This window comes from Streptomyces sp. NPDC001108 (assembly GCF_053598535.1).
Window position 1 is genome coordinate 938689 of the sequence record NZ_JBSFKL010000001.1, and the last position, 16409, is coordinate 955097.

Below are 16409 nucleotides of genomic sequence, written 5' to 3' on the forward strand. Positions count from 1 at the left end.
GGGCAAGGCCGCTGTTTCACGTGAAACAGCGGCCTTCACGCGTGGGTTCCTGCGCCCGGGCCCACCGGGAGAGCAGAGCGGCGACGACCGCGTAGACGACCGCCACACCGACCACCACCGGGGCCGAGCGCCCGTCCGGCGGCAGCAGCAGGGCGGCCACCGCGGCAGCGCCCACGAAGGCGACGTTGAACAGCACGTCGTAGAGGGAGAAGACGCGTCCGCGGAAGGAGTCCCCCACCGAGGTCTGCACCACGGTGTCCGTCGCGATCTTCGCGCCCTGGGTGACCAGTCCGAGGACGAAGGCCGCGATCAGCATCGGCAGCGGAACGAACCAGAGCCCCAGTGCGGGCTCCAGGACGGCCGCACCGGCCGCGCACATCGCCATCCAGCGGAGCCGCCCGAGCCGCCCGGCGGCCCAGGGCGTCAGCACGGCCGCCGCGAAGAACCCTGCCCCCGAGACCCCCACGGCCAGCCCGAGGAGGGCCAGGCCCTCGGTCTCACTCCCGGTCCAGGCGTGCCGGCACAGCATCAGCACCGTCACGGTCAGCGCCCCGTAGCAGAAGCGCATCGCGGTCATGGCGGCCAGCACCCGGCTCGCCGGCTTCCGCTCCGCGAGGTGGCGCAGGCCGGCGGCCAGCCCCCGTGCGGTGGTGGCCAGAGCCTCGCGCAGCCCGGCGCGTGGCCCATGCCGGTCCGGGCCGAGCAGTTCGGTCTTCAGGGTCAGGGAGGCCAGTGCAGAAGCGAGATAGAGCGCCGCGCCGAGCAGGACCACCGCGGCGTCGGAGTCCGCGAGCAGCAGCCGTACGACGAAGGCGAGGCCGCCGCCCGCGGTGGCCGCGAGCGTTCCGGCGGTCGGTGAGATCGAGTTGGCCAGCACCAGCCGGTCGCGGTCGACGACGCGCGGCAGCGCGGCCGAGAGCCCGGCCAGGACGAAGCGGTTGACGGCGGTGACGCACAGCGCCGAGACGTAGAAGAGCCAGTCGGGCACCGAGCCGAGTACGAGGAGCGCGGTGCAGCACGCGAGCGCGGCCCGCAGCAGGTTCCCGTACAGGAAGACCTGGCGCCGTGGCCAGCGGTCCAGCAGGACGCCGGCGAAGGGGCCGATGAACGAGTAGGGCAGCAGCAGCACCGCCATCGCGGAGGCGATGGCACCTGCCGAAGCCTGTTTCTCGGGTGAGAAGACGACATGGGCGGCCAACGCCACCTGGAAGACGCCATCGGCCGACTGGGAGAGGACACGTACCGTCAGCAGGCGGCGGAAGTCCCGAAGGCGCAGAAGAACACGCAGATCACCGACGACGGCCATGCGATCAAGAGTCACATACGTTGAGGGTCCCCGGGCAGTCTGCCCGGGGACCCTCAACGGTACGGAGCCTCAAGGAGCGTTGCCGCCCGGCGGTGTGCCGTGCGTCCGCTCCCTGTCCGGCTGCGTCAGTTGGCGACCTCGCCGCGGATGAACTTCTCGACGTTCTCGCGGGCCTCGTCGTCGAAGTACTGAACCGGCGGGGACTTCATGAAGTAGGAGGACGCGGAGAGGATCGGGCCGCCGATACCGCGGTCCTTGGCGATCTTCGCGGCGCGCAGGGCGTCGATGATGACACCGGCGGAGTTCGGGGAGTCCCAGACCTCGAGCTTGTACTCCAGGTTCAGCGGGACGTCACCGAACGCGCGGCCCTCCAGGCGGACGTAGGCCCACTTGCGGTCGTCCAGCCAGGCCACGTAGTCGGACGGGCCGATGTGGACGTTCTTCTCACCGAGGTCCCGGTCGGGGATCTGGGAGGTGACGGCCTGCGTCTTGGAGATCTTCTTGGACTCCAGGCGCTCGCGCTCCAGCATGTTCTTGAAGTCCATGTTGCCGCCGACGTTCAGCTGCATCGTGCGGTCCAGGATGACGCCCCGGTCCTCGAAGAGCTTCGCCATCACACGGTGCGTGATGGTGGCGCCGACCTGCGACTTGATGTCGTCACCGACGATCGGGACACCGGCCTCGGTGAACTTGTCCGCCCACTCCTTGGTGCCGGCGATGAAGACCGGGAGGGCGTTGACGAACGCGACCTTGGCGTCGATGGCGCACTGCGCGTAGAACTTCGCGGCGACCTCGGAACCGACGGGCAGGTAGCAGACCAGGACGTCGACCTTGCGGTCCTTGAGGATCTGGACGATGTCGACCGGGGCCTCGGTGGACTCCTCGATGGTCTGGCGGTAGTACTTGCCGAGACCGTCGTGGGTGTGGCCGCGCTGGACGGTGACACCGGAGTTCGGCACGTCGCAGAGCTTGATGGTGTTGTTCTCGCTGGCACCGATGGCGTCCGCGAGGTCGAGACCGACCTTCTTCGCGTCGACGTCGAAGGCGGCGACGAACTCGACGTCCCGCACGTGGTAGTCGCCGAACTGGACGTGCATCAGACCGGGCACCTTGCCGGCCGGATCGGCGTCCTTGTAGTACTCGACGCCCTGGACCAGCGAGGCGGCGCAGTTGCCCACGCCGACGATGGCTACGCGAACCGAACCCATTCCGGTTGCTCCCTGTGTGTTTTGGATGTTCCCGATGAGGACCCGCGGAACTGCGGGGGCCTCACTTTGAGGTGTCGTCGGACGGATCCGGCGGGGTGTCACCCCGGCGCCGGGGCAGGCCGTCCGTCTCTCCTGCGGTGTTCTGCTGAGCTTCGCTCCCGGGCGAGGACCGTCGCTGATCCCGTCCCGACCGCTCGCTCTCGATGAGCTCGTTCAGCCAGCGCACTTCGCGCTCCACGGACTCCATACCGTGCCGCTGCAGCTCAAGCGTGTAGTCGTCGAGGCGCTCGCGGGTGCGGGCCAGCGAGGCCCGCATCTTCTCCAGCCGCTCCTCCAGCCGGCTGCGCCGGCCTTCCAGCACCCGCATCCGCACCTCGCGCTCCGTCTGCCCGAAGAAGGCGAAACGGGCCGCGAAATGCTCGTCCTCCCAGGAGTCGGGGCCGGTGTGCGAGAGCAGCTCCTCGAAGTGCTCCTTACCTTCCGCCGTCAGCCGGTAGACGATCTTGGCGCGGCGGCCGGCCAGCGACGACGCGGGGGCGACCGCACGGCCGGTGGCGGGCGGTGCGGCGGCAGGGGCGGCACCCGGCTCCTCGACCAGCCAGCCGCTGGCGACCAGCGCCTTGAGGCAGGGGTAGAGAGTTCCGTAGCTGAAGGCGCGGAAGATTCCCAACGAGGTGTTGAGGCGCTTGCGCAGCTCGTAGCCGTGCATCGGGGACTCGCGGAGCAGACCGAGAACGGCGAATTCGAGGATGCCCGAGCGTCTGCTCACCTGCGCCTCCTCCATCTCCGAGTGCTGCCGATACCTCTGCGAAGCCCTGTGCCGAGCGGGTGTATCGAGCTGATGTGCCGAGCGGATGTATCGACTCGATACATCCCGACGATAGATCGGTACCCGCGATGCGACAAGAGGGGGCATCGTGAACGGCGTCACATCGCGAATTCGTAGGCACCGACTTGCGTTGTTTGGGGTGAAGTTCGGTCCTAGGAGGGTTTTGACCGTGCGTAGTCTGTGCGGCATGCAGACCACCGGGAACCGTGTGACGCGCCCGCGCGTCAGTCTTCGCGGGCCAGCCGGACGCATGGCGGACGAGCCTGCCGGAAGGCTGGTCCGCAATTCGGGGGACCGGATCTCAACTGCCGCTTCCAGGCGCTCTCGCCTGCCCGAGGAGTAGTCGTTCGATGAGCGAGCACCGTCGCAAACCGCCCCAGCCGCAAGGTGGCGGGCGCGCAGCGGCCAGACGAGCTGCCCAGCAGTCCTCAGGACGCCGCGCCGCACCGTCACGCGGAGTAACTTCCGAGTCACATTCAGGGTCGCACAGCGGGGGTGCTCCGCAGGGCGGACGCGCCGAAGCGCGTCGTGCGGCCCAGCGCGGCGGCGCCGGCCGCGGCGGTGGCGGAGGAGGACGCCGCCGCGGCGGCGGTGGCGCAGGGGGCCACGAAGAACCCGGCAGGGGCCGGGGCCGTAACGCACGCCGTCCCGCCAAGAAGCGTTTCATCGACTATCCGCGCGCGGAGAAGGACGGCCTCCGGCGCTGGCTCCCGTCGTGGAAGCTGGTCACGGGGCTGTGCATCGCCTTCCTGGGCGTACTCATGGGCATCGGCACCATCGCGTACGCGATGGTCGGCAAGCCCAATGTGAACGAGGCGGCGGAGGCTCAGAACAACGTCTACCTCTGGGACGACGGCTCGCAGATGATCGCCACCGGCGGTGCGGCCAACCGCCAGATCATCGACTACGCGCAGATCCCCGAGGCGATGCGCAACGCCGTCATCTCGGCCGAGAACAAGTCCTTCGACACCGACAGCGGCATCGACCCCATGGGCATCGCCCGCGCCCTGTTCAACATGGCCACCGGTGGCGAGACCCAGGGTGGTTCGACCATCACCCAGCAGTACGTGAAGAACTCGCGCCTCTCGCAGGAACAGACGCTGAGCCGTAAGTTCCAGGAACTCTTCATCACGCTGAAGGTCAACAACAGCATGAAGAAGAGCGAGATCATCGCGGGCTACCTGAACGTCGCGTACTACGGCCGGGGCGCCTCCGGCATCCAGGCGGCGGCCCGCACGTACTACGGCAAGGACGCCGTCGACCTGAACCCGAGCGAGTGCGCCTTCCTGGCCTCGCTGCTGAAGGGCGCCTCGTACTACGACCCGGCGGGTGCCCCCGAGGTCGATCCCAAGCAGGCCACGGCCGAGCTGAACACCGAGCGGGCCAAGAAGCGCTGGAAGTGGATCCTCGACGAAGAGGTGAAGGACGGCCGCCTCTCGAAGACGGAGCGCGACAAGTACACCGAGTTCCCGATGCCCAAGAAGCCGAAGCCGAACGGGCAGCTGGGCGGCCAGATCGGTTACATGGTCGAGCTGGCCCGCAAGTACTTCCTCGCCAACAACACCCAGGGTGTCACCGCGGAGATGCTGGCCCGGGGCGGCTACCAGATCCACACGACCTTCAACAAGGACCGGGTCAACAAGCTCGAGAAGGCGGTCCAGAAGGTCTACAAGGAGAAGATCGACCCGAAGGTACGCCCGAAGACGGACACCCATGTCCAGTTCGGTGGCGGATCGGTCGACCCCAAGACCGGCGCCATCGTGGCTATCTACGGCGGTGAGGACGCGACCAAGCACTTCACCAACAACGCCAACCCCACCGGCGCCCAGGTCGGTTCGACCTTCAAGCCGTTCGTGCTGGCGGCGGCGATGGAGTACGGGAAGCGGAACCCGGCGCTCGGTCCGGAGCAGGGACCGGCGGAGCGCACGAAGGTCTCGCCGCTCAGCATCTACAACGGCGACAACCTGCTGCAGATCAAGAACTACAACGGTCAGATCTGGACCGACGAGAAGGGCGAGGGGTGGCGTCAGGCGAACGACGGCGGTGAGTCGGCGGGCGACATCACCCTGCGCGAGGCGATGCGGCGGTCGGCCAACTCCCCGTACGTACAGCTCGGTATGGACGTCGGCACCGACAAGGTGAAGAAGGTCGCCATGGCCGCCGGTCTGAAGGACGACGGCAGCCTGGCGAACGCGACCGTGCCGTCGTTCTCCATCGGTACGTCCTCGCCGAGCGCGATCCGGATGGCCGGCGCGTACGCGACCTTCGCGGCCAGCGGCCAGCAGCGCGAGCCCTTCTCGGTCCTGAAGGTGGAGTCCCGCGGCAAGACGGTCTACCAGCACGAGAACGAGAGCCGTCAGGCCTTCGACGCCTCGATCGCGGACAACGTCACCGATGTCCTGAAGCACGTCGTCGAGAAGGGCACGGGTACCCCCGCGCGGCTGCCCGGCCGGGATGTCGCGGGCAAGACGGGTACGACGGACGACAACAAGTCCGCCTGGTTCGTCGGCTACACGCCGCAGCTCTCCACGGCCATCAGCATGTACCGGCTCGACGACGACGAGAAGAACAAGGACCGCAAGTTCGAGAAGATGTACGGCACGGGTGGTGAGAAGACCATCCACGGTGCGTCGTTCCCGGCCCAGATCTGGCACGACTACATGGCGGGCGCGCTGGAGGGCAAGCCGGTCCTGACCTTCCCCCAACCGGAGCCGATCGGCGACACGGTCTACGGCGGCGGCGCGCAGAGCCCGACGCCGACGCCCACCGAGACGACCGATCCGTCTCCGACCGCCTCGGAGACCGAGGAGCAGCCGGAGACCACGCCCCCGGCGTCGCCCGATCCCACCGAGACCTGTGGCCGATGGGACTGGGACTGCCAGCACAACAACGGCGGGACCAGCGACGGAGCCACCGGCGGCGACGCGAACGGTGGCAACGCCACCGGCGGCGGTGACCCGTCGACGACCCCCAACCCGCCGAACGGCGGGAGCTGGAACGGCGGGAACGGCAACGGCGGGAACGGCAACGGGGCCAATGGCACCGGCACCGTCTTCGGCGGACCGGCCGGATAGCGCCGGTCCGCCGGGCCGGACCATGAGGGCCGCCGCATCCCACGGGGTGCGGCGGCCCTCGTCGTCTCCACAGCCCCGTACGGCAGGATGTGCGGCATGCCAAGCGCAGAAGACACCAGCGTGCACCAGCACCAGGAACGGTCCGTCGTGCGGCCCACGCACCAGGACGAGGTCGCCGCGGCCGGCAGCGAGCTGATCGGCGGGCCGTCGGGGCGCTGGGCCCGCGCGGGCAGCGCGGCGCTCCCTCCGGTGGCCGTCGTCGCCCTGGTGGCCCTCGGGACGTTCGCGCTGGGCATGGTGCAGAAGCTGCCCTGCTACAACTGGGCGTGGTTCAGGGGCGCGGGCTCGCAGTACACGCACGCCTGCTACTCGGACATCCCGCACCTCTTCGTGGCGCGGGGCTTCTCCGACGGGCTGGTGCCCTACTTCGACCGGCTGCCCGGCGACATGCAGTACCTGGAGTACCCCGTCCTGACGGGGCTCTTCATGCAGGTGGCGTCCTGGCTGACACCGGGCGGGGAGGTCCAGTTCCGCGAGCAGATGTACTGGTTGGTCAACGCGGGCATGCTGATGGTCTGCGCCGTGGTCATCGCTGTCTGCGTCGCGCGTACGCACCGGCTCCGCCCCTGGGACGGGCTGCTGGTGGCCCTCGCCCCCGCCTTCATGCTGACCGCGACGATCAACTGGGACCTGCTGGCCGTCGCGCTGACGGCCGCGGCGATGCTCATGTGGTCCCGCGGGCGGGCGCTCGCCTTCGGCGTGCTCATCGGGCTCGCCACGGCCGCCAAGCTCTACCCCGTGTTCCTGCTGGGGCCGGTGTTCGTCCTGTGCTGGCGGGCGGGCAAGTGGCGGGAGTTCGGCACGGCCACGCTCGGAGCGGTGGTGTCCTGGCTGGTGGTGAATCTGCCGGTGATGCTCCTGGCCCCGGAGGGCTGGAAGAAGTTCTACACGTTCAGCGAGGAGCGGGGCATCGACTTCGGCTCCTTCTGGCTGATCATCACCCAGCGCACCGGTGAGGCCATCGACGTCGCGACCGTCAACACCGTCTCGACCCTGACGACCGTCGCGCTGTGCGCGGCCATCGGCGCGCTGACCCTGATGGCACCGCGCAGGCCGCGCTTCGCGCAGCTCGCCTTCCTCGTCGTCGCGGCGTTCATCCTGGTCAACAAGGTCTACTCGCCGCAGTACGTGCTCTGGCTGATCCCGCTGGCCGCGCTGGCGAGGCCGCGCTGGCGGGACTTCCTGATCTGGCAGGCCTGCGAGGTCATGTACTTCCTGGGCATCTGGATGTACCTCGCGTACACGACGAGCGGCGACAAGCACCAGGGACTGCCCACGGAGGGGTACCAGCTGGTGATCGCCCTGCACCTGCTGGGCACGCTGTACCTCTGCGCCGTGGTCGTACGGGACGTGCTGCTGCCGGAGCGGGACGTGGTGCGGCGCGACGGCTCGGACGATCCGTCCGGCGGGGTGCTCGACGGGGCCCCGGACGCGTTCGTGCTGAGGCGGACGGCACGGCCGGAGCAGCACGCGGTCGAGGGGCCGCGGGTGGAATGGGGCGCGGAGCGGGAACCGGTCGCGGAGTGAACGGGCCGGGCCGCCACCCCGTTCGGAGTGGCGGCCCGGTCTTCGCGGTGGACGTACGGCTCAGTGGTCGACGAGACGGTCGAACTGGGTCGTCGTGTGACGCAGGTGGGCCACCAGCTCGTCGCCCACCTTCGGCTCCTGGGCGTCCGACGGGACGAACAGGATCGACACCTGCATGTGCGGCGGCTCGGCGAACCAGCGCTGCTTGCCCGCCCAGACGAACGGCGACAGGTTGCGGTTGACGGTGGCCAGGCCCGCTCGGGCGACCCCCTTGGCCCGCGGCATCACGCCGTGCAGGGCCTTCGGGGCCTCCAGCCCCACCCCGTGCGAGGTCCCGCCGGCGACGACCACCAGCCAGCCGTCCGACGCCGCCTTCTGCTGGCGGTAGCCGAACCGGTCGCCCTTGGTCACGCGCGTGACGTCCAGCACGGAGCCCCGGTACTGCGTCGCCTCGTGGTCGCCCAGCCACAGGCGGGTGCCGATGCGGGCGCGGAAGCGGGTCTGCGGGAACTGCTGCTGGAGCCGGCCCAGCTCCTCGGCGCGCAGATGGCTGACGAACATGGTGTGCAGCGGCAGCCGGGCCGCGCGCAGCCGGTCCATCCAGGCGATGACCTCCTCGACCGCGTCCGAGCCGTCCGTGCGGTCCAGCGGGAGGTGCAGGGCGAAGCCCTCCAGCCGCACGTCCTCGATGGCGGCGTGCAACTGCCCGAGCTCCTCCTCCTTGACGCCGTGGCGCTTCATCGAGCTCATGCACTCGATGACGACCCGGGCGCCCACCAGGGCGTGCACACCGTCCACGGAGGACACGGACCGCACGACGCGGTCGGGCAGCGGGACCGGTTCCTCGCCCCGGCGGAACGGGGTGAGGACGAGGAGGTCGCCGCTGAACCAGTCCTTGATGCGGGCCGCCTCGTAGGTGGTGCCGACGGCGAGCATGTCGGAGCCGAAGCGGATGGCCTCGTCGGCCAGCCGTTCGTGGCCGAAGCCGTACCCGTTGCCCTTGCAGACCGGGACGAGGCCGGGGAACTGGTCGAGGACGGACTTCTGGTGCGCCCGCCAGCGCGCGGTGTCGACGTACAGGGAGAGCGCCATGGCCGGTCCGGAACCCTTCTGGTGCAGCGGTGTGGGAGGTGTGTGGTGCCGAAGCCCCATTGAAACCAATGAAGCCGGTTTCGTCAGCGGGGCGGGAGGTGTCGGCGGAAGCGGATCAGAGGCGTACCAGTGGCGTACGGGCGGCGCATCGGCGGCCCGGACGCGTACCGGCGGACGCGTCCGACGCGCGTCAGCGGCGCGACATGTAGATGTCGAGCGCCTTGTGCAGCAGCTTGTTGAGCGGGAAGTCCCACTCGCCGAGGTACTCGGCCGCCTGCCCGCCGGTGCCGACCTTGAACTGGATCAGCCCGAAGAGGTGGTCGGTCTCGTCCAGCGAGTCGGAGATGCCGCGCAGGTCGTAGACGGTGGCGCCCATCGCGTACGCGTCGCGCAGCATCCGCCACTGCATCGCGTTCGACGGCCGGACCTCGCGCTTGTGGTTCGCGGAGGCGCCGTACGAGTACCAGACGTGTCCGCCGACGATCAGCATCGTCGCGGCCGCGACGTTCTCGCCCTCGTGCCGGGCGAAGTAGAGCCGCATCCGGTTGGGGTCCTCGGTGTTCAGCGCCGTCCACATGCGCTGGAAGTAGCTCAGCGGACGAGGCCGGAAGCGGTCGCGCTCCGCGGTGATCTCGTACAGCCGCTGCCATTCGGCGAGCTCGGTGTAGCCGCCCTGGACGACCTCGACGCCGGCCTTCTCGGCCTTCTTGATGTTGCGTCGCCACAGCTGGTTGAAGCCCTTGTGGACGTCTTCGAGGGAACGGTTCGCCAGCGGCACCTGGTAGACGTAGCGGGGCTGCACGTCACCGAAGCCGGCGCCGCCGTCCTCGCCCTGCTGCCAGCCCATCTTCCGCAGCCGGTCGGCCACCTCGAAGGCGCGCGGCTCGATGTGGGTGGCCTCCACGTCGCGCAGCCGCTTGACCTCGGGGTCCTGGATCCCGGCCTTGATGGCGGGCGCGTCCCAGCGGCGGATGATGACCGGCGGGCCCATCTTCACGGAGAAGGCGCCCTGCTGCTTGAGGTGCGCCAGCATCGGTCGCAGCCAGTCGTCCAGGTTCGGCGCGTACCAGTTGATGACCGGGCCCTCGGGGAGGTAGGCGAGGTACCGCTTGATCTTGGGGAGCTGGCGGTAGAGCACCAGGCCGACCCCGACGAGCTGCCCGTCCTTGTCGAACCAGCCGAGGCTCTCCGAGCGCCACTCGGCCTTCACGTCCGCCCATGCCGGGACCTGCATGTGACTCGCCGCGGGCAGGTTCTGGATGTACGCCAGATGCTGCTCTCGGCTGATGGTCCTCAGGGTCAGGCTCATGCGGGGCGCTCCTCGGCAGGTGTGTCCCCATCGGTCAGGGGCTCCGGCTCTCGCGCCGAAGCCTACTGTGACCGCCGCGCACGCTGTCTGGCCCCTTGTGCCTGTTCCCTGGCGCGGAACGGTGCGGGACCCCTGGACGGAGTCCCGCACCGTTCCGCCGGCTCTCGTGCGTCGGCCCACCGGATTGGTGGATCAGCCCACGATGCCGCCGAAGAGACCGCCGTGCGCCACCCCCAGGAACAGGCCGAGACCGGCCGCGCCCATGCCGATGACCAGCAGGAACCGTTCACGCGTGGTTTCCGAGATGTACTGCCCGTAGGCGCCCGTGAGGATGCCGATGAGTCCGGCCCACGAGCTGAGCAGATGCAGGTTGTGGAACATCGCCGTCACGAAGGCGAGCACGCCGAGCACCAGTGTCACCGTCACCAGGGCCTGCTGGGTCGGATGGCTCCTGCCGTCCGTGGCGAGCAGGGAGACGGGGGGACGGGGTCGTATTGCCTGTGCCATGGAGTACCTCCTGGCCGAACGGGGCGCTTCGTGGCGCCGCTCACACCCGATGTGTCCAGATTGCGTCTCCTGACCACCGGATTTCAACCGGAAGCCGGTCAGCGGGTACTCTGTACGGTCTGCACCGGTGTCTGCCCAGGCCAGCCCGGCGGCCCCTCTCCATGGAGGGTGTTGTCGGCGGGGCCGCTCGACGCGGCGACATCGGCGCTCACGCATCACGACCCTCCTGCCACGGAACGACCGTGGCCGCTGAGTCCAAAGGAGGTGGGTTCCACATGCGTCACTACGAGGTGATGGTCATCCTCGACCCCGATCTGGAGGAGCGCGCTGTCTCCCCCCTGATCGAGAACTTCCTCTCCGTCGTCCGTGAGGGCAACGGAAAGGTCGAGAAGGTCGACACCTGGGGCCGTCGTCGTCTCGCTTACGAGATCAAGAAGAAGCCCGAGGGCATCTACTCGGTCATCGACCTGCAGGCCGAGCCTGCGGTCGTCAAGGAGCTCGACCGCCAGATGAACCTGAACGAGTCGGTCCTCCGGACCAAGGTCCTCCGCCCCGAGGCCCACTGAGCTTCCGGCTCAGCGGTCATCGGGTCCGAGTAGTAGCAGCAAGCAGCCAGAAGCAATCCCGCCGAGAGGTTCACCCATGGCAGGCGAGACCGTCATCACGGTCGTCGGCAATCTCGTCGACGACCCCGAGCTGCGCTTCACCCCGTCCGGTGCGGCGGTCGCGAAGTTCCGTGTCGCGTCCACTCCCCGCATCTTCGACCGGCAGACCAACGAGTGGAAGGACGGCGAAGGCCTGTTCCTGACCTGCTCGGTCTGGCGGCAGGCGGCGGAGAACGTCGCCGAGTCGCTCCAGCGCGGCATGCGTGTCGTCGTGCAGGGCCGGCTGAAGCAGCGGTCGTACGAAGACCGCGAGGGCATCAAGCGCACGGTCTACGAGCTGGACGTCGAGGAAGTCGGCCCCAGCCTGAAGAACGCCACGGCCAAGGTCACCAAGACCACGGGTCGCGGTGGCCAGGGCGGCCAGGGTGGATACGGCGGCGGTCAGCAGGGCGGCGGCAACTGGGGCGGCGGTCCCGGTGGCGGTGGCCAGCAGGGCGGTGGCGGCGCTCCCGCCGACGACCCGTGGGCCACGAACGGCCCGTCCGGCGGCCAGCAGAGTGGCGGCGGAGGCGGCTGGGGTGGAAACTCCGGCGGCTCCGGCGGCGGCTACTCGGACGAGCCCCCCTTCTAGGGGCGGCTCGACCCCCACTTCTTGATCACACAGGAGAAACATCATGGCGAAGCCGCCTGTGCGCAAGCCTAAGAAGAAGGTCTGCGCGTTCTGCAAGGACAAGACCCAGTACGTGGACTACAAGGACACGAACATGCTGCGGAAGTTCATTTCCGACCGCGGCAAGATCCGTGCCCGCCGCGTGACCGGCAACTGCACGCAGCACCAGCGTGACGTCGCCACGGCCGTCAAGAACAGCCGTGAGATGGCGCTGCTGCCCTACACGTCCACCGCGCGATAAGGGAAGGGTGACCGAATCATGAAGATCATCCTCACCCACGAGGTCTCCGGCCTCGGTGCTGCGGGCGACGTCGTCGACGTCAAGGACGGGTACGCCCGTAACTACCTGGTTCCGCGTGGCTTTGCCATCCGCTGGACCAAGGGTGGCGAGAAGGACGTGGCGCAGATCCGCCGCGCCCGCAAGATCCACGAGATCGCCACGATCGAGCAGGCCAACGAAATCAAGGCCAAGCTCGAGAGCGTGAAGGTCCGCCTGGCCGTTCGCTCCGGCGACGCCGGTCGGCTCTTCGGCTCCGTGACCCCGGCCGACGTCGCCTCGGCGATCAAGGCCGCCGGTGGCCCCGACGTCGACAAGCGTCGCGTCGAGCTGGGCTCGCCGATCAAGACGCTCGGCGGACACCAGGTGTCCGTGCGTCTGCACCCCGAGGTCGCTGCGAACCTCGGCATCGAGGTCGTCGCTGCCTAAGGGCACGGCCCACTTGAGCAGATGAAGGGCCGCACTCCTCTCGGGGTGCGGCCCTTCGTCGTTTCACGTGAAACCCGGTGTTTCACGTGAAACTCGCGATTTGGATGAACACCCCCGGTTTGGATGAACACCTACCGTTTGGCATGAAACCCGCTGTTTCACGTGAAACAGCGGGCCGGTGAGCCCACTCAGCGGGTGGCCCCGGTGATCGCCCACTTGCCTGAGCGGACGCGGAGCCAGAGCGTCGCCAGCCGGACCGCCATCATCAGCGTCATCGCCCACCACAGGGCCGTCAGCCCACCGCCCGCCGCCGGTACCAGCAGGGCGACCGGAGCGAAGACCGCGAGGGTGACGAGCATGGCCCAGGCGAGGTACCGGCCGTCACCGGCGCCCATCAGCACCCCGTCCAGCACGAAGACCACACCGGCGATCGGCTGGGAGAGCGCCACCACCAGCAGCGCGGGGACCAGGGCGTCCTGGACGGAGGTGTCACCGGTGAACAGCGGGACGAACAGGGGCCGGGCCAGCACGATCAGTGCTCCGAACACCACTCCGGAGACAGCGCCCCACTGCACCATGCGGCGGCAGGCCTCGCGTGCGCCCTTGGCGTCGTCGGCCCCCAGGTACCGGCCGATGATCGCTTGGCCCGCGATGGCGATGGCGTCCAGCGCGAAGGCCATCAGGCTCCAGAGCGAGAGGATGATCTGGTGCGCGGCTATCTCGGTGTCCCCGAGGCGGGCGGCGACGGCCGTGGCGATCATCAGGACGGCGCGGAGCGAGAGCGTACGGACCAGCAGCGGGACGCCTGCCTGGGCGCTGGCCCTGATGCCGGCGGCGTCCGGGCGGAGCGAGGCACCGTGGCGTCGTGCTCCGCGTACCACCACGACCAGATAGGCGAGGGCCATCGAGACCTGTGCGATCACGGTGCCCCAGGCCGACCCGGCGATGCCGAGACCGGCGCCGTAGACCAGCCCGGCGTTGAGCGCGCCGTTGGCGGCGAAGCCCCCGATGGCGACGTAGAGCGGGGTCCTGGTGTCCTGCAGGCCGCGGAGCACGCCGGTCGCGGCCATCACCACGAGCATAGCCGGGATGCCGAGGCTGGAGATCCTCAGATATGTGGTCGCATAGGGGGCGGCCGTGTCGGAGGCTCCGAAGACGTTCACCAGCCATGGGGCGGTGGGGAGGGTGACGGCGATGACGGCGATGCCGAGCAGGAGCGCCAGCCAGATGCCGTCCATGCCCTGCCGGATCGCCGAGGCGAGATCGCCCGCGCCGACCCGTCGTGCCACTGCGGCTGTGGTGGCGTAGGCGAGGAAGACGAAAATGCTGACGGCAGTGGTCAGCAGGGCGGCGGCGACGGCCAGTCCGGCCAGTTGCGGAGTGCCGAGATGGCCGACGATGGCACTGTCGACCATGACGAAGAGGGGCTCTGCCACGAGCGCGCCGAAGGCCGGAACGGCGAGTGAGATGATCTCGCGGTCGTGGCGACGGCGGCTGGACGACGAGGGGGCCGGGACCTGGGTCATAGGGGTCAATCTAATCTTCCACAGGTAATAGATCCAATGCCCTATGAGTCCTTACATTCGTTGCGTCCCGGCGTTCTCTTCCGCGGCGCCTCCCGTGATCTTGCGGCGAGCGGAAAAGTTTTTCTCCCCCACAGCCCGTGGACGGCGAAAGACCAGGTCAGCGCGGTAATGGCGGAATGGCTATGAGTTTGTCCACAGTGCTGTCCCCCGATCCGTGCACAGGTTCTGCGGGGTTCTCCACAGCATCTGGTCCGTCGTCCACATGGCCTGTGGATAACCAGATTGGCTGACGGTGCCGAGCGGCCTACCGTGGACCGGCGCCCGCACTCCGTTCTGGTCCTGGAACCACGCAGAACTTGACGCGCCGGAACCGGAGTCGGGCGTCTTGTTTGTCGGTGCTGTGCCGTAAGAAGGAGTGGCATGGCGAGGTCCGCGGAGCGGACGGGAGGAGGAGGCCCGGTGAGTATCCCCGAGCCCTTGGACGACCCCTGGGCCGAGTCCGGTCCCAGTGATCGTCTGCCTGTTTCCCGGCAGCGCCGTGCCGGTGACCAGAGCCGTGGCGAGCAGCACGAACGCGGGCGGGAGAGCGGCGGCTGGGACGGAGGTTCCTCCGGTTTCGAGCGGGTGCCGCCGCAGGATCTCGACGCGGAGCAGTCCGTCCTCGGCGGGATGCTCCTGTCGAAGGACGCCATCGCCGAGGTCGTGGAGGTCATCAAGGGCCACGACTTCTACCGCCCCGCGCACGAGACCGTCTTCCAGGCCATCCTCGACCTGTACGCCAAGGGCGAGCCGGCCGACCCGATCACGGTCGCGGCCGAGCTGGTCAAGCGCGGCGAGATCACCAAGGTGGGCGGCGCGCCGTACCTCCACACCCTGGTCCAGTCCGTGCCGACCGCGGCCAACGCCTCGTATTACGCGGAGATCGTCCACGAGCGGGCGGTGCTGAGGCGGCTCGTCGAGGCCGGTACGAAGATCACGCAGATGGGATACGCGGCCGACGGCGATGTCGACGACATCGTGAACTCCGCGCAGGCCGAGATCTACGCCGTCACCGAGCAGCGCACCAGTGAGGACTACCTGCCGCTGGGCGACATCATGGAGGGCGCGCTCGACGAGATCGAGGCGATCGGTTCGCGCAGTGGCGAGATGACCGGTGTGCCCACGGGCTTCACCGACCTCGACGCTCTCACCAACGGGCTGCACCCCGGCCAGATGATCGTCATCGCGGCCCGTCCGGCCATGGGTAAGTCGACGCTCGCCCTGGACTTCGCGCGAGCGGCGTCGATCAAGAACAACCTGCCGAGCGTCATCTTCTCCCTCGAAATGGGCCGCAACGAGATCGCCATGCGTCTGCTGTCCGCCGAGGCCCGGGTCGCCCTGCACCACATGCGGTCCGGCACGATGACGGACGAGGACTGGACGCGGCTGGCCCGCCGGATGCCCGAGGTGTCGACCGCGCCGCTCTACATCGACGACTCCCCCAACCTGTCGATGATGGAGATCCGGGCGAAGTGCCGACGGCTCAAGCAGCGCAACGACATCAAGCTCGTGATCATCGACTATCTCCAGCTGATGCAGGCCGGCGGTTCCAAGCGCTCCGAGAGCCGCCAGCAGGAGGTCTCGGACATGTCCCGAAACCTCAAGCTCCTGGCCAAGGAGCTGGAGGTCCCGGTGATCGCGCTCTCGCAGCTGAACCGTGGCCCCGAGCAGCGCACGGACAAGAAGCCGATGGTGTCCGACCTGCGTGAGTCCGGCTCCATCGAGCAGGACGCCGACATGGTGATCCTGCTGCACCGCGAGGACGCGTACGAGAAGGAGTCCCCGCGGGCCGGCGAGGCGGACATCATCGTCGGCAAGCACCGAAACGGCCCCACGGCCACCATCACCGTCGCCTTCCAGGGCCACTACTCCCGTTTCGTGGACATGGCACAGACCTGACCGTGCCCTGCTGCCAGGAACCCGGGACCGGCAGGTCGGGCCGCCCGGATGT

At 68.8% G+C, this 16409-nt stretch carries 14 protein-coding genes; 7 read left to right on the forward strand and 7 right to left on the reverse strand.

Annotated features, from left to right (window positions below; genetic code table 11):
* Positions 1 to 16 precede the first annotated feature (16 nt).
* From ACWC97_RS04220 to ACWC97_RS04230, 3 genes are all read right to left on the reverse strand, one after another.
* Complete coding sequence (locus ACWC97_RS04220) at positions 17 to 1306, reverse strand: MFS transporter (RefSeq protein WP_450647469.1); 1290 nt, start codon at positions 1304 to 1306, stop codon at positions 17 to 19.
* 125 nt (positions 1307 to 1431) lie between these two features.
* A complete protein-coding gene (locus tag ACWC97_RS04225) occupies positions 1432 to 2514 on the reverse strand; it encodes an inositol-3-phosphate synthase (protein WP_352274038.1) in 1083 nt (360 codons plus the stop codon).
* A 61-nt stretch (positions 2515 to 2575) separates the two neighbouring features.
* The gene (locus tag ACWC97_RS04230; RefSeq protein ID WP_450647318.1) at positions 2576 to 3283 is read right to left on the reverse strand and encodes a helix-turn-helix transcriptional regulator; all 708 of its coding nucleotides are present in this window, start codon (positions 3281 to 3283) and stop codon (positions 2576 to 2578) included.
* Between the two features lie 410 nt (positions 3284 to 3693).
* Between ACWC97_RS04230 and ACWC97_RS04235 the strand changes: the two genes are divergently transcribed.
* Entirely contained in the window at positions 3694 to 6417 is a 2724-nt protein-coding gene (locus ACWC97_RS04235) for a transglycosylase domain-containing protein (RefSeq protein ID WP_450647320.1), read from the forward strand.
* A gap of 96 nt (positions 6418 to 6513) precedes the next feature.
* A complete protein-coding gene (locus ACWC97_RS04240) occupies positions 6514 to 8004 on the forward strand; it encodes a glycosyltransferase family 87 protein (protein WP_450647322.1) in 1491 nt (496 codons plus the stop codon).
* 60 nt (positions 8005 to 8064) lie between these two features.
* On the opposite strand, the gene ACWC97_RS04245 is transcribed toward ACWC97_RS04240, so the two are convergent.
* From ACWC97_RS04245 to ACWC97_RS04255, 3 genes are all read right to left on the reverse strand, one after another.
* Positions 8065 to 9096 carry an alanine racemase gene (locus ACWC97_RS04245; RefSeq protein ID WP_352274034.1) on the reverse strand — a complete coding sequence of 344 codons (1032 nt, stop codon included), beginning with the start codon at positions 9094 to 9096 and terminating at the stop codon, positions 8065 to 8067.
* Between the two features lie 190 nt (positions 9097 to 9286).
* Entirely contained in the window at positions 9287 to 10405 is a 1119-nt protein-coding gene (locus ACWC97_RS04250) for a lipid II:glycine glycyltransferase FemX (RefSeq protein ID WP_352274033.1), read from the reverse strand.
* A 192-nt stretch (positions 10406 to 10597) separates the two neighbouring features.
* Positions 10598 to 10912: a hypothetical protein gene (locus ACWC97_RS04255; protein WP_352274032.1), complete on the reverse strand. Its 315-nt coding sequence runs from the start codon at positions 10910 to 10912 to the stop codon at positions 10598 to 10600.
* Between the two features lie 275 nt (positions 10913 to 11187).
* Between ACWC97_RS04255 and rpsF the strand changes: the two genes are divergently transcribed.
* The 4 genes from rpsF (at position 11188) to rplI (ending at position 12893) form a co-directional block, all read left to right on the forward strand.
* Positions 11188 to 11478 (forward strand): 30S ribosomal protein S6, encoded by a 291-nt coding sequence (gene rpsF, locus ACWC97_RS04260; RefSeq protein ID WP_030115097.1) that lies wholly within the window; start codon positions 11188 to 11190, stop codon positions 11476 to 11478.
* A 76-nt stretch (positions 11479 to 11554) separates the two neighbouring features.
* Positions 11555 to 12148, forward strand: coding sequence for a single-stranded DNA-binding protein (locus ACWC97_RS04265; RefSeq protein WP_352274031.1), 594 nt, complete (start codon positions 11555 to 11557; stop codon positions 12146 to 12148).
* Between the two features lie 43 nt (positions 12149 to 12191).
* The gene (rpsR, locus tag ACWC97_RS04270) at positions 12192 to 12428 is read left to right on the forward strand and encodes a 30S ribosomal protein S18 (RefSeq protein ID WP_003967857.1); all 237 of its coding nucleotides are present in this window, start codon (positions 12192 to 12194) and stop codon (positions 12426 to 12428) included.
* Positions 12429 to 12446: 18 nt separating this feature from the next.
* Positions 12447 to 12893 (forward strand): 50S ribosomal protein L9, encoded by a 447-nt coding sequence (gene rplI / locus ACWC97_RS04275; protein ID WP_352274030.1) that lies wholly within the window; start codon positions 12447 to 12449, stop codon positions 12891 to 12893.
* A 188-nt stretch (positions 12894 to 13081) separates the two neighbouring features.
* Here rplI and ACWC97_RS04280 read toward each other — a convergent pair whose 3' ends face one another.
* A complete protein-coding gene (locus ACWC97_RS04280; protein WP_450647326.1) occupies positions 13082 to 14419 on the reverse strand; it encodes an MATE family efflux transporter in 1338 nt (445 codons plus the stop codon).
* A 459-nt stretch (positions 14420 to 14878) separates the two neighbouring features.
* Here ACWC97_RS04280 and dnaB point away from each other — a divergent pair, with 459 nt between their 5' ends.
* Positions 14879 to 16357 (forward strand): replicative DNA helicase, encoded by a 1479-nt coding sequence (dnaB, locus tag ACWC97_RS04285; RefSeq protein WP_385202691.1) that lies wholly within the window; start codon positions 14879 to 14881, stop codon positions 16355 to 16357.
* Positions 16358 to 16409 lie beyond the last annotated feature (52 nt).